At 61.7% G+C, this 12486-nt stretch carries 7 protein-coding genes; 5 read left to right on the forward strand and 2 right to left on the reverse strand.

The features are described 5' to 3' along the window. Nucleotides 1–29: 29 nt before the first annotated feature. Both glnE and Q7T64_RS04185 read left to right on the forward strand, forming a co-directional pair. Nucleotides 30–2834 carry a bifunctional [glutamate--ammonia ligase]-adenylyl-L-tyrosine phosphorylase/[glutamate--ammonia-ligase] adenylyltransferase gene (gene glnE, locus Q7T64_RS04180; protein ID WP_304791682.1) on the forward strand — a complete coding sequence of 935 codons (2805 nt, stop codon included), beginning with the start codon at nucleotides 30–32 and terminating at the stop codon, nucleotides 2832–2834. A gap of 73 nt (nucleotides 2835–2907) precedes the next feature. After that, on the forward strand, nucleotides 2908–3957 hold the full coding sequence (locus tag Q7T64_RS04185; RefSeq protein WP_304791666.1) for a virulence RhuM family protein: 1050 nt from the start codon (nucleotides 2908–2910) through the stop codon (nucleotides 3955–3957). A gap of 225 nt (nucleotides 3958–4182) precedes the next feature. Here Q7T64_RS04185 and gap read toward each other — a convergent pair whose 3' ends face one another. Together gap and tkt are read right to left on the reverse strand one after the other, a co-directional pair. Continuing rightward, nucleotides 4183–5193, reverse strand: coding sequence for a type I glyceraldehyde-3-phosphate dehydrogenase (gene gap, locus Q7T64_RS04190; protein ID WP_304791669.1), 1011 nt, complete (start codon nucleotides 5191–5193; stop codon nucleotides 4183–4185). A gap of 48 nt (nucleotides 5194–5241) precedes the next feature. After that, nucleotides 5242–7209 carry a transketolase gene (tkt, locus tag Q7T64_RS04195; protein WP_370653249.1) on the reverse strand — a complete coding sequence of 656 codons (1968 nt, stop codon included), beginning with the start codon at nucleotides 7207–7209 and terminating at the stop codon, nucleotides 5242–5244. A 181-nt stretch (nucleotides 7210–7390) separates the two neighbouring features. Between tkt and Q7T64_RS04200 the strand changes: the two genes are divergently transcribed. The 3 genes from Q7T64_RS04200 (at nucleotide 7391) to ileS (ending at nucleotide 12275) form a co-directional block, all read left to right on the forward strand. Continuing rightward, nucleotides 7391–8116 (forward strand): 16S rRNA (uracil(1498)-N(3))-methyltransferase, encoded by a 726-nt coding sequence (locus tag Q7T64_RS04200; RefSeq protein WP_304791675.1) that lies wholly within the window; start codon nucleotides 7391–7393, stop codon nucleotides 8114–8116. Between the two features lie 167 nt (nucleotides 8117–8283). After that, complete coding sequence (locus Q7T64_RS04205; RefSeq protein WP_304791679.1) at nucleotides 8284–9261, forward strand: bifunctional riboflavin kinase/FAD synthetase; 978 nt, start codon at nucleotides 8284–8286, stop codon at nucleotides 9259–9261. 182 nt (nucleotides 9262–9443) lie between these two features. Further along, entirely contained in the window at nucleotides 9444–12275 is a 2832-nt protein-coding gene (ileS, locus tag Q7T64_RS04210; protein WP_304791685.1) for an isoleucine--tRNA ligase, read from the forward strand. Nucleotides 12276–12486: the final 211 nt, after the last annotated feature.

Below are 12486 nucleotides of genomic sequence, written 5' to 3' on the forward strand. Positions count from 1 at the left end.
AAGGCTGGGAAAAACGGACAGTACAGGCAATACAGGCGGTACAGGCAGAAGCAAGATCAACCCTCTCGTTTTATCTTTTCATGACCAAAAAAAATTTGACTGATGCCCGCGACTCGCGCTTCGTCCACCGATGGTTGAATGCCGACCCGGCCCGGGCGCAACAAGTAGGGAGCCTGGCCGGATTATCCCTCTCCACCGCTGATTTTACTCGCCTGTTACAAAACGAAACCGCCGCCGGCATGGCACTGCCACGGGCGATGCGACGGGTACGCAACCTGGTGATGGCCGTGTTGATCGAGCGCGACCTGACCGGCGCGGCAGATCTGCACGAAGTGGTCACCACCATTTCCGACTTTGCCGACTTCGTGCTGCGCACCCACCAGCAGGCGCTGTACGCCGAACTGGTGGCGACCCATGGCACACCGACCGGCGAAGAAAGCGGTACGCCGCAAGAACTGATAGTACTCGGCATGGGCAAGCTTGGCGGGCATGAACTCAATGTGTCGTCCGACATCGACCTGATATTCGTTTATAACGAGGACGGCGAAACGCAGCTCACGGCTGAGGGCCAGCGGCAATTGTCGAACCACGAATTTTTCTCCCGGCTGGGCAAGCGCCTGATCGCCGACATCGGCGCCGTGGCAGAGGATGGCTACACGTTCCGGGTCGACATGGCGCTGCGGCCCAACGGCAAATCCGGCCCGCTGGTTGCCAGCATGAACATGGTCGAGCAATACCTGATGCTGCAGGGGCGCGAGTGGGAGCGCTATGCCTGGGTCAAGACGCGGGCCATTACCGGCCGCCCGGAGGATATCGCCGTGCTGGAGGCCATCGTGCGTCCCTTCGTTTACCGCCGTTACCTGGATTTTGGCGCGATCCATGCGTTGCGCGACATGCATGGGCAGATCCGCGCCGAGGTGCAGCGCCAGGAAAACCTGCACCCGGAACGCAGCAACAACGTCAAGCTCGGTCGCGGCGGTATCCGCGAGATCGAGTTCCTGGCCCAGGTATTCCAGCTGATCCGCGGCGGCCGCGACCCTGAGCTGCGTGACCGTTCCACCCGCATCACGCTGGCTGCGCTGGCGCGCAAGAACCTGCTCACGTCCGAAGTGGTGGCCGGGCTGCTGGACTCCTATACCTTCCTGCGCAACCTGGAACATCGCCTGCAATACCTGGATGACGCGCAGACGCATAACCTGCCAGCCAATCCCGGGGATGTGGCGCTGGTGGCGCGCATGATGAATTTCGATTCGCCCGATGCCTTGCTGGCGGAACTGGCGCAGCACCGGCAGTTCGTGGCCGCGCAGTTCGATGAAATGTTCAGCGAAAAGACCCCCAGCAGCACTGGCAGCAATGCAACTGGTAACGGTGCGGACAGCACCGCGGGACGCGCCGCGCCGCGTCCGCCATTGCTCAATGAGGACGACAGCGAAGAAACAATCGCCACGCAGCTTGGCAGCCTCGGTTTCGATGACGCCCCCGGCGCTGCCAGCCGCTTGTTTGCCAGCATGAATTCGCCGCGCCTGCAGGCATTGCCGGTCGCCAGCCGATCCAAGTTGATGACGCTGGTCAATAACGCCCTGGCCATGGTGGCGGCAGCGGAGGACAACCGCACGGTGACCTTGTTGCGGCTACTGGATTTCTTCGAAGCGATTGCGCGCCGTGCCGCCTACCTGTCCTTGCTGACGGAATATCCGCAGGCGCTGGCGCGGGTGGTTCGCATGATGAATGCCAGCGACTGGGCAGCGAAATACCTGACACGCCATCCGCTGCTGCTGGATGAATTGCTGGACGACCGCGCGCTGGAATCGACGCCGGACTGGGAATCGTTTGCCACCGAGTGCCGCCGCCAGCTTGACGCAGTGCCGGGCGACACCGAGCGCCAGATGGATGTGCTGCGCGAATTGCATCATGCGCAATTGCTGCGCCTGCTGGCGCAGGACCTGGAAGGAAAACTGACGGTGGAACGGCTGGCGGACCACCTGTCGGCGCTGGCCGACGTGCTGGTCGGGGCGACGCTGCATGCCGTATGGCAGACCATTCCCAACCGTCACAGCGAGGTGCCGCAGTTCGCCGTGGTGGCCTACGGCAAGCTGGGCGGCAAGGAGCTGGGCTATGCGTCCGACCTCGACGTGATTTTCCTGCACCGCGATGAGCATCCGGATGCGCCGATGCTGTACGCCAAGCTGGCCCAGCGCTTCATCACGTGGATGACTGCGCATACGCCGGCCGGCATCCTGTTCGATGTCGATATCGCGTTGCGCCCGGATGGCGCCAGCGGGCTGATGGTGACGACGGTCGATGCGTTCGAGAAGTACCAGAAGCAGTCGGCCTGGGTATGGGAACACCAAGCGCTGACACGGGCGCGCTTTTGCTCGGGCGATGCGCAGATCGGTGCGCGTTTCGAAGAAATCCGCACGGCGGTCTTGCGCCAGCAGCGTGACGAAGCGACGCTGCGGCGCGATATCCGCTCGATGCGCGAGAAGCTGCATGAAGCGCATCCCAACCGGTCCGGTCAGTTCGATCTCAAGCATGACGCCGGTGGCATGATCGATATCGAATTCATCGTGCAATACCTGGTGCTGCTGCATGCCGCGCACTATCCGGCGCTGACTGCCGATATCGGCAATATCGCGCTGCTGAAATTGTGCGGCGAACTCGGCCTGGTCGATGCCAGGCTATCGCTCGACGTCGCCAACGCCTACCGCCGTTTTCGCCGCATGCAGCACCAGTTGCGTCTGCAAGGCGCCGACAAGGCGCGGGTGGAGATGAGCAAGGTGGACGCCGAGGCGGGGCAAGTGAAGGCGCTGTACGAAGCGGTGCTGGGAAGCTGAAGGGGCGCCAGAAAGCGCCCGAAGGCCTTACCCGCAGGCAACAAGACCGAGATTAATGGGAGAGCACTCTGACATGACCAACCACGGCAAGAAGCTGATCCGCAACAGCACCGCCGAGTTTCTGATCTTCACCAGCCAGGCTGGCGAGCAGAGCATTGAGGCTCGCTACGAAAACGAAACCGTCTGGCTGACGCAGAAGCTGATGGCCGAGTTGTTCGCGGTGGATGTGCGCACGGTTAGCGAACACCTGAAAAACATCTACGAATCCGGCGAACTGGGGCGGGGGTCAACTCTCCGGAAATTCCGGACAGTTCAAACAGAAGGTAGCCGAAATGTGACCCGAAACGTCGATTTCTACAACCTTGACGCCATCATCTCAGTGGGCTACCGGGTCAATTCGGTGCGGGCCACCCAGTTCCGCCAGTGGGCCACCGGCGTGCTGCGGGAGTTCGCCATCAAGGGCTTTGTGCTGGACAGGAAGCGCCTGGAAAACGGCGCTTTCCTCGGCGAAGACTACTTCGAGCGTTTACTGGCCGAGATCCGCGAAATACGGCTGTCCGAGCGCAAGTTCTACCAAAAGGTGACGGACATCTATGCCACGGCCGTGGATTACAACGGCGATGCGCCGACTACCAAGGCTTTTTTCGCCAAGGTGCAGAACAAATTGCATTTCGCCATCCATGGGCACACCGCGGCTGAGTTGATCGTGCAGCGCGCCGACAGCACCAAACCGCGAATGGGGCTTACGTCGTGGGAGCGTGCCCCTGAAGGAAAGATCATCAAGACCGATGTGGTCGTCGCCAAGAACTACCTCAGCCCGCAGGAGCTGGAATCCCTCGGGCGCATTGTCAGCTCGTACCTTGATTTGGCCGAGGATCGCGCCAATCGCAATATCCCGATGACGATGGAAGACTGGGCCAAGCGACTGGATGCGTTCCTCGAATTTACCGAGCGCGACATTCTGCAGGATGCTGGCAGGGTCTCAGCCGAGATGGCGCGGTCGCATGCCGAAAGTGAGTTCGAAAAGTACCGCATCGTGCAGGACAGGTTGTTCGAGAGCGACTTTGACCGTGTCGTCAAGCAGATCGAGATCGAACGTAAGGCAGATGGCGCTGAAGAGTAACGCGGCCTAACAGGCAATTCATGTGACGATTGATTTGTCCGATTAACTTCTCAACGACTTCGACAGCGACTGGTTGCCCTCCTGAACGAAAAAACGGCCCAGCCGATATTTCGACCGAGCCGTTAAGCCCTTGCTCAAGCGATATGCCGTTCGTGTATTGAAGAGAAACCTTAACTGAACAGCAGTTGCCCGCAGGTCCGTTATGCCACCACCAGCGAGATCAAGTCACTTGGCCGACATCAATGCCACGGTCGTGTCCAGCATCCGGTTGGAGAAACCCCACTCGTTGTCATACCAGGACGACACTTTCACCAGGCGGCCTGACACTTTGGTCAGCGTCGAATCGAAGTTGCTCGATGCCGGATTGTGATTGAAATCGATCGACACCAGTTGCTCGGTGTTGTAGTTCAGGATGCCTTTCAACGGGCCGTCGGCGGCTTGTTTCATGATCGCGTTGACTTCTTCGACCGTCGTATCGCGCGCGGCGATGAAGGACAGGTCAACGATCGACACATTGATGGTCGGGACGCGGATCGCATAGCCGTCGAGCTTGCCATTGAGTTCCGGCAGCACCAGGCCGACTGCTGTGGCAGCGCCGGTCTTGGTCGGGATCATCGACATGGTGGCCGAACGGGCGCGGCGCAGGTCTTCATGCATCACGTCGGTCAGCACCTGGTCGTTGGTGTAGGCATGCACGGTGGTCATCAGGCCGTTGACGACGCCGATCTTGTCATTGAGCGGCTTGACCAGCGGGGCCAGGCAATTGGTGGTGCAGGAAGCGTTCGAAATCACGGTGTCGCTGGCTTTGAGCACGCCATGGTTGACGCCGAACACGACAGTGGCGTCCACGTCCTTGCCGCCCGGTGCGGAAATGATGACTTTCTTGGCGCCGCCCTTGATGTGGGCGGAGGCTTTTTCCTTGGTGGTGAAAAAGCCGGTGCACTCCAGCACGACATCGACGCCCAGCTCGCCCCAGGGAATATCGGCCGGATTGCGCTGCGCAAACACGCGGATGCGGTCGCCGTTGACGATCATGGTGTCGCCATCGACCGTGACCGTGCCGGGGAACTTGCCGTGGGCAGTGTCGTACTTGGTCAGGTGGGCGTTGGTGTCGGCATTGCCCAGATCGTTGATTGCAACGATCTGGATATCGTTTTTCTTGCCGCTTTCATAATGCGCGCGCAGGATATTGCGGCCGATCCGCCCGTAACCGTTGATGGCAACCTTGATAGTCATTTTTTTCTCCGGAGTTGAGTGTGTCTTGCTTATTGAATTGTGATCCAGTCAGGCCAGTACCGATTTGACGGCATCCACCACTTTGTCGGTCGTGAAGCCAAAATGCTTGAACAGCACGCCGGCCGGCGCAGATTCGCCGAACGTGTCGATGCCGATCACGGCACCTTCCAGTCCGACGTATTTGTGCCAGAAGGCGGTGACGCCGGCTTCGATCGCCACGCGCGGTATGCCGGCCGGTAGCACGCTGGCCTTGTAGCCGGCGTCCTGGCGGTCGAACACATCCGTGCTGGGCATGGAAACCACGCGCACCGGCACGCCTTCGGCAGCCAGTCGCTCGGCGGCGCTGACCGCCAGTTCAATTTCGGAACCGGTGGCAATCAGCACGGCTTTGGCGCCGGGCGCATCGCGCAGCACATACGCGCCGCGGGCAATGTCCGCCACCTGGGCTGCAGTACGCTCCTGGAAAGGCAAGTTCTGGCGCGAAAAGATCAGCGTGCTGGGGCCATCGTGACGTTGAACCGCCTGGGCCCAGGCCACCGCCGATTCCACGGTATCGCAAGGACGCCAGTTGTCGAGGTTGGGGATCAGGCGCAGGCTGGAAATATGCTCGACCGACTGGTGGGTCGGGCCGTCTTCGCCCAAACCGATTGAATCGTGGGTGAACACGAACAGCGTGCGGATTTTCATCAGCGCCGCCATGCGCAAGGCATTGCGGCTGTAGTCGGAGAAGGTCAGGAAGGTGGCGCCGAACGGAATATAGCCGCCGTGCAAGGCGATGCCGTTCATCATGGCGCTCATGCCGAATTCGCGTACGCCGTAATTGATGTGGTTACCGGCCTGGTTGTCGCGCACGGCGACCGACTCTTTCCAGTTGGTCAGGTTGGAGCCGGTCAGGTCGGCTGAACCGCCGAGGAATTCCGGCAGCACCTGGGCCAGCGCCTGGATCGCATTCTGGCTGGCCTTGCGGGTGGCGATGGTTTCCTTCTTTTCCATGCAACTGGCAATATATGCGGCAACGGTCGCCTCGAAAGCGGCGGGCAACTCGCCCTTCATGCGGCGCTGGAACTCGGCTGCCTTGGCCGGAAAACGCTCGCGGTAGGCGGTATAGCGCTCGTTCCATTCCTGTTCCACTGCGGCGCCCTTCTGGCGTGCATCCCAGTCCGCATAGACTTCGGCCGGCATTTCGAACGGCGCGTGGCTCCAGCCGATGGCCTCACGGGTGGCGGCAATTTCCTTGTCGCCCAGCGCGGCGCCATGCACCTTGTCGCTGCCTTGCATGCTCGGGGCGCCCTTGCCGATCACGGTCTTGCAGCAGATCAGGGTCGGACGGTCCGACTTGCGGGCGCGGGCAATGGCGGCGTCGACCGAGTCGACATTGTGACCGTCGACATCGGCGATGACGTTCCAGCCGTAAGCCTCGAACCGTTTGGGTGTGTCGTCCGTGAACCAGCCGTCTACCCGGCCGTCGATGGAAATGCCATTGTCGTCGTACAGGGCAATCAGTTTGTTCAGGCGCAGCGTGCCGGCCAGCGAGCAAACTTCATGCGAGATGCCTTCCATCAGGCAACCGTCGCCGAGGAACACGTAAGTGTTGTGGTCGACGATGCAAGCGCCGGGCTCGTTGAATTCAGCTGCCAGCAGTTTTTCAGCCAGCGCCATGCCGACCGCATTGCTGATGCCCTGGCCCAGCGGGCCGGTGGTGGTTTCGACGCCCGGTGTGACGCCGACTTCCGGATGTCCCGGTGTTTTCGAGTGCATCTGGCGAAAGCCGCGCAGGTCGTCCATCGACAAGTCGTAGCCGGTCAGGTGCAGCAGCGCATAGATCAGCATCGAACCATGACCGTTTGATAACACAAAGCGGTCGCGATCCATCCAGTGCGGGTTGGCCGGATTGTGGCGGTAATGCCGCGCCCAGAGCGCCACGGCGATGTCGGCCATGCCCATTGGCATGCCGGGATGGCCGGAGTTGGCTTTTTGTACAGCGTCCATTGCCAGGGCACGGATTGCGCTGGCCATTCGGGTGGATGTGGGGATCGATGTCATGATGAAGAAGTAAAATGCCAGCCAACTGTGCCGCGGCGCGGCAAGGGACGAGTAACAAAGCCCACAATTTTACCAGAGTGATGTTCCGGGTTAAACGACATGGCCGATACCCGGACTTCTGATCCCACCTTCTTTGTCTGTTGAGGCCTCGCCGATGCCCCGTTTCTACTGTCCCTTCCCTCTGCAAACCGGCACGGAAATTGAATTGCCCGAGAGCGTTGCACGCCACATCCTGGTGCTGCGACTGCGGCCGGGCGACGAAATCAGTGTGTTCAATGGCGAGGGGGGCGAACACCTGGCGGTTCTTTCCGAAGTGGAAAAACGCAGCAGTCGGGCTCTGCTGAAACATTTTTCCCCGCGCGAGGCGGAACTGCCGTTCGCAGTGACCATCGCCCAAGCCCTGCCGGAGGGGTCGAAAATGGACTGGATCGTCGAAAAATGCGTGGAACTGGGCGCCGCCGGCATCCAGCCGCTGATCTCGCGCCGCTGCGTGGTGCGCCTGTCGGGGGAGCGGGCCAGCAAGCGGGTGCAGCACTGGGAGGCGATTGTCGCGGCGGCGTCCGAGCAGTGCGGCCGCAACCGGCTGGCCCAGGTGGCGCAGCCGAGCGACTTCGCGGCCTGGGCCGGCCACCACGACTTGCACCGGCGCATCCTGCTGACGCCGCGGGCCTCGCAGTCGCTGGCTCAATGGGCCACGCACCAGCCGCAACAGGCCGTGGCCGTCGTGGTCGGTCCGGAGGGCGGGTTCACCGACGAGGAAGAGGCCCTGGCCACGGCGCAGGGCATGCTGGCGCTGTCGGTCGGCCCGCGGGTGCTGCGCACGGAGACGGCGGCGATGGCTGCGCTGTCTACCCTGTCCGGACTCTGGGAGCGCGGCTGAATGCGGGAGGCGCGCTGGGCGCATGCCGGCTGTGGCGGCGAACGCCATTGGGCAGGCGTCCTTGTGCGGGGAAAAACGGGGGAAAGCACTTATAATGATCGGTTTTTCGACGACCCGCTGATTTTGGCCAACCGTGCCAATGGCGATCGCACCAGATCCGGCCCCGCATGAAGGTATTTCGAGGTATTCCCAATGCCGAGGCCCGCGCGCCCTGCGCGCTCACCATCGGCAATTTCGACGGTGTCCATCTCGGCCACAAGACCCTGATCTCGCACACGCGGGAGGCCGCTGCGCGCCTGGGCATTGCGTCGGCCGTGATGACCTTCGAGCCGCATCCGCGCGAATTCTTTGCGCGGGCCGCTGGCGATTTGTCGGTTGCCCCGACCCGCATATCGAACCTGCGCGACAAGCTGCAGTCGCTGGCCGCAACCGGTGTGGAGCGGGCGATCGTCATGCATTTCAATGCGCACTTCGCGGCGCTGTCGCCACGCGATTTCGTCGAGCAGGTGCTGGTCAAGGGCTTGAATGTAAAGTGGCTGATGGTGGGTGAAGATTTCTGCTTCGGCGCCCGGCGCGCCGGCAATTTCGCCATGCTGCAGCAGGCAGGCGCTGAATTCGGCTTCGAAGTCCATGCACTGCCGGCAGTGGAACACGAGGGCGTGCGGATCTCGTCGTCGGCGGTGCGCGCTGCGCTGACCGCGGGCGACTTTAGCCGCGCAGCGGCGCTGCTGGGCCATCCTTATGCGATTTCCGGCCATGTCATCCACGGCAAGAAGCTCGGCCGCACGATCGGTTTTCCGACCATGAACCTGCGGGTTGCGCACAAGCGCCCGGCCACCTCGGGAATATTCGTCGTGCGGGTGCATGGACTGGGCCCGCAGCCATTGCCCGGCGTTGCCAGCCTGGGCGTGCGCCCGACTGTCGACGACAGCGGCCGGGTATTGCTGGAAACCTGGCTGTTCGACTACGACCAGCAATGCTACGGCCGCCTGGTCTGCGTCGAGCTGCTGGAAAAGCTGCGCGATGAAAAGAAATACGATGGACTCGACGCCCTGGTCGCCGCCATCAACAACGACGCAGAACAGGCACGCGCCTGGTTCCGTCAGCATGCCAGCGGAGCAGTCTCCGCTACCGATCGAATTTGACGCTGCGCCAAACGCACAGCCCCGATTCGATCAACCAGACACCGAAAAGCAAGCACATGCCAGACAAGCAGAAACCGGCTCCGACACAATCGGACACGCAGTCAAAGACGCCATCCGACAATCAGGCGGGCAAGCACGCGAACAAGCAGTCCGGCAAGCCGGCCAGCAAGTATCCGGTCAATATGCCCGAGACCGCGTTCCCGATGCGCGGCGACCTGGCCCGGCGCGAGCCGCAATGGGTGGAGCAGTGGCAGCAGAAAAAGATTTACCAGCGCATCCGCGCCGCCGCCGCTGGCCGCCAGAAATTCATCCTGCATGACGGCCCGCCGTACGCCAATGGCGACATCCACATCGGCCATGCGGTCAACAAGATCCTGAAGGACATGATCGTCAAGACCCGTCAGCTGGCGGGATATGACGCCCAGTACGTTCCCGGATGGGACTGCCATGGCATGCCCATCGAGATCCAGATCGAAAAGCAATTCGGCAAGAGCTTGCCGACCGCCGATGTGCTGGCCAGGTCGCGCGCCTATGCCACTGAACAGATCGAGCGGCAGCGACGTGATTTCATCCGCCTGGGCGTGCTGGGCCAATGGGATCGCCCGTACCGCACCATGGATTTCGGCAACGAAGCCGACGAAATCCGCGCGCTCGGGACCATCCTGGAAAAGGGTTATGTGTACCGCGGGCTAAAGCCGGTCAACTGGTGTTTCGACTGCGGATCGGCATTGGCCGAAGCGGAAGTGGAATACCAGGACAAGCGCGATCCGGCCATCGATGTGGGCTTCCCGTTTGCCGAGCCGGAACGCATCGCGCAGGCGTTCGGCTTGCCGGCGCTGCCGGTGCAGCGCGGCTATGCGGTGATCTGGACCACGACGCCGTGGACACTGCCGGCTAACCAGGCGCTGAATGTCCATCCTGAATTCACCTATGCGCTGGTCGAAACCACGCGTGCCAACGCAGCAGGCGAGCATGAGCCGGTATTGCTGATCCTGGCCGAAGACCTGGTGCCGGCTTGCCTGCAACGCTACGGTCTGCAAGGTCGCGTCATCGCCACCTGCAAGGGTGAGGCGCTGGCATTGATCGGTTTCCATCATCCCTTGTGGCAAATGGACCCGGGCTATGATCGCCTGTCGCCGATTTACCTGGGCGACTATGTCACGCTCGACACTGGCACCGGCATCGTCCATTCGTCGCCGGCCTATGGCGTGGATGACTTCCTGTCCTGCAAGGCGCACGGCATGAAGGATGACGATATCCTGAATCCTGTCATGGGTGACGGCCGTTACGCATCCTGGCTGCCCTTGTTCGCTGGCCTGACCATCTGGGAAGCCTCCAAGCCTATCTGCCAGAAGCTCGACGAGGCGGGCGCCCTGTTCAAGCTGGTCATGTTCGACCATAGCTACATGCACTGCTGGCGCCACAAGACGCCGATCATCTATCGCGCCACCTCGCAATGGTTTGCCGGCATGGACGTCACGCCGAAGGACGGTGGGCCAACGCTGCGGCAGACTGCCTTGACCGGTATCGACAATACGACCTTTTACCCGGCATGGGGCAAGGCGCGGCTGTACGGCATGATCGCGAACCGGCCGGACTGGACCTTGTCGCGCCAGCGCCAATGGGGCGTGCCGATGGCATTTTTCATCCATCGCGAAACGGGCGAACTGCATCCGCGCACGCCGGAATTGCTGGAGCAGGTGGCCAAACTGGTCGAGCAGCATGGCATCGAAGCCTGGCATAGCCTGGACCCGCGTGAGCTGCTGGGCGACGACGCTGCGATGTACCAGAAAAACCGCGACACGCTGGACGTCTGGTTCGACTCGGGAACCACCCACCAGACGGTGTTGCGCGGCTCGCACGCTGTCGAATCGCATTTCCCGGCTGACCTTTATCTCGAAGGGTCAGACCAGCACCGCGGCTGGTTCCATTCGTCCTTGCTGACCTCGTCGATGATCAACGGCTGCCCGCCCTACAAGGCCTTGCTGACCCACGGTTTCGTGGTCGATGGCGAGGGCAAGAAGATGTCGAAGTCCAAGGGCAACGTGGTGGCGCCGCAAAAGGTGTCCGACACGCTGGGCGCTGAAATCCTGCGCCTGTGGGTCGCGTCCACCGATTATTCCGGCGAACTGTCGATCTCCGACGAGATCCTGAAGCGCGTGGTGGAAAGTTACCGCCGCATTCGCAACACCTTGCGCTTCCTGCTGGCCAATACCTCGGACTTCAATGTCCAGGCCCAGGCCGTGCCGCTCGACGCGCTGGTCGAGATCGACCGCTATGCCATCGCCCGCATGGCGCAATTGCAGGCGGAAATCCTGGCGCATTTCGACAGCTATGAATTTCACCCGGTGGCCGCCAAGCTGCAGATGTACTGCTCCGAAGACCTCGGCGGCTTCTACCTCGATATCCTGAAGGATCGGCTGTACACCGGCGGCGTCGATTCGCCGGCACGGCGGTCCGCGCAAACCGCGATCTGGCATATCACGCAGTCGCTGCTGCGGCTGATGGCGCCGGTGTTGTCGTTTACTGCCGAAGAAGCCTGGGCGGCATTTGCTGGCGAAGCTGCATGGACAGAAGGCGGCGAAACCATTTTCACCCAGCAGTTTCACCAGTTGCCGGTGATTGCCGACGCCGATGCGCTACTGGCCAAGTATGGCGTGCTGCGCGAAGTCCGGACCGACGTCATGAAGCAGCTGGAAGATGTGCGGGTGTCGGGGGCGATCGGTTCATCCTTGCAGGCGCAGGTGGAAATCAAGGCCAGCGCCGAGCGTTTCAACGCACTGGCCAGCATGGACGGCGACCTGAAGTTCGTTTTCATTACGTCCGATGCGCAGGTGACGCAAGTCGCCAGCGCAGCAGACGAAGCAGTGCTCGTGACGCCGTCGCCGTACCAGAAATGCGAACGCTGCTGGCATTACCGGGCCGACGTCGGGGCCGACCATGCACACCCGGGTCTTTGCTCACGCTGCACCAGTAACCTGTTCGGCAGCGGCGAAAAGCGCCGCTTCGCCTAAGCCGTTCACGGCTCAACAGGCGTGCGCCCCCGAATGACGGGCGCCGCCAGCCTTTTGGATTTGAAAAGAGAAAACATGGCAACCAGGAAGCAACAGATCCCCGCAGCTCGCAAGTCTGGCAGCAGCCTCGCACCCTGGCTCGGGATCGCCTTTATCCTGATCCTGCTTGATCAACTGACCAAGATCGTCGTCATCCAGTTGCTGAACTATG

The organism is Lacisediminimonas sp. (genome assembly GCF_030645335.1).
In the GTDB taxonomy this organism is placed as follows: domain Bacteria; phylum Pseudomonadota; class Gammaproteobacteria; order Burkholderiales; family Burkholderiaceae_D; genus Lacisediminimonas.

Bases quoted from the DNA above. Each gene is read 5' to 3' on its own strand.
- gap (WP_304791669.1), bottom strand. From the start codon at position 5,193: ATGACTATCAAGGTTGCCATCAACGGTTACGGGCGGATCGGCCGCAAT.
- Q7T64_RS04205 (WP_304791679.1), top strand. From the start codon at position 8,284: ATGAAGGTATTTCGAGGTATTCCCAATGCCGAGGCCCGCGCGCCCTGC.
- Q7T64_RS04200 (WP_304791675.1), top strand. From the start codon at position 7,391: ATGCCCCGTTTCTACTGTCCCTTCCCTCTGCAAACCGGCACGGAAATT.
- ileS (WP_304791685.1), top strand. From the start codon at position 9,444: ATGCCCGAGACCGCGTTCCCGATGCGCGGCGACCTGGCCCGGCGCGAG.
- Q7T64_RS04185 (WP_304791666.1), top strand. From the start codon at position 2,908: ATGACCAACCACGGCAAGAAGCTGATCCGCAACAGCACCGCCGAGTTT.
- tkt (WP_370653249.1), bottom strand. From the start codon at position 7,209: ATGGCCAGCGCAATCCGTGCCCTGGCAATGGACGCTGTACAAAAAGCC.